The organism is Aurantiacibacter xanthus (genome assembly GCF_003584015.1).
Classification (GTDB): domain Bacteria; phylum Pseudomonadota; class Alphaproteobacteria; order Sphingomonadales; family Sphingomonadaceae; genus Alteraurantiacibacter; species Alteraurantiacibacter xanthus.
Genome location: NZ_QXFM01000024.1, coordinates 1 through 1,116, shown reverse-complemented (window position 1 = coordinate 1,116; position 1,116 = coordinate 1). Strand labels below are relative to the sequence as shown.

Here is a 1,116-nt window from a genome sequence, read left to right as displayed (position 1 = left end):
GTCCGACTTATCCCAGTCGAAGAACACGATGTAGGGGCCGGTGTTACACGGACGTGCAACCGGAGCCGGCGGGGGCGGCGGCGGAGGCGGGGGCGGCGGGGGAGGCGGCGGCGGCGGCGGGGGAGGCGGCGGTGCTGCCACCGGCTCGCTGCCACCGAACTTGAAGCGCAGGCCGCCAGTGATGAGCGACTGGGTGTTCTCGACGTTGATCGTGGCCGGTAGGCCGATCACCGGAACCGAAGCGTCCTCGAACTGGTCGCGGTAGGTGTACTGCAGGAAGAGTTCGACCTTGTCCGACAGGTCGGCGCTGACACCGGCAATACCCTGCCAGGCCCAGCCCTTGTCGGTGAAATCGGCGAGCTGTACCCCGCCCGGTGCGAAGTTGTACTCGGTCCACTGATAGCCGACACCACCGCCGAAGTAGGGCTGCACGGTGCCCAGCGGCAGGTCATACAGCACGTTCACGAAGGCACCGTAGTTGTTCACGTCACCGCGGCCATCGGCCAGGACTTCCGCAACGCTCGGGTTGGCAGAGGAAGCGGCGCCACGCGTCAGCACGGCACTGTCGAGAGCAGCCACGTCGGCACCACCGATGAACGGGGCATAATGCCGATCGACGTTGAAGTCGTTATAGAAGCCCTGAACTTCGAGACGGAAGCCGTTGTCGAACGAGTGGCCGATCTGGGCCGAGGCTTCCCAGCCTTCCTTGTAATCCGTGGTCCAGGCCAGCGAGGTGCCCGCTGCGATCGCACCGAAATCGGAAGTGGCGGGAACGGCGGCGTCAAACTGGCCGGAGTTGTCGGAGCTTTCGGGCAGCACAATGCCGCCGCTCAGGCCGATATAGGTCTCGCCCGCGTGGGCGGCCCCCGGGATTGCGAGCGCCAGAACGGACGCCGTGACTAGCAACCTTTGCATATGATTCCTCATTTGTTGAGCAGGGCGTCGTGCCCGGCAACACCTCCCGAATGCGGAATGCGCGTTGCTGGTTCCTGAATATCGCCAGTTCTCGTTCGGAACCCCGCAACTGTGACACTTTTACCGCACTTTTCGGCCGGAAACTTGCAACAAAAAGGCCCGGCAGGATCGCTCCTGCCGGGCCTCAATGTGTCTGGCCCT

The 1,116-nt window shown here is 64.2% G+C and carries 1 protein-coding gene; it reads right to left on the bottom strand.

The features are described 5' to 3' along the window. The coding region (locus tag D2V17_RS03240) for an outer membrane protein (protein ID WP_119591703.1) at positions 1 to 915 on the bottom strand (915 nt) is incomplete at its 3' end. Positions 916 to 1,116 lie beyond the last annotated feature (201 nt).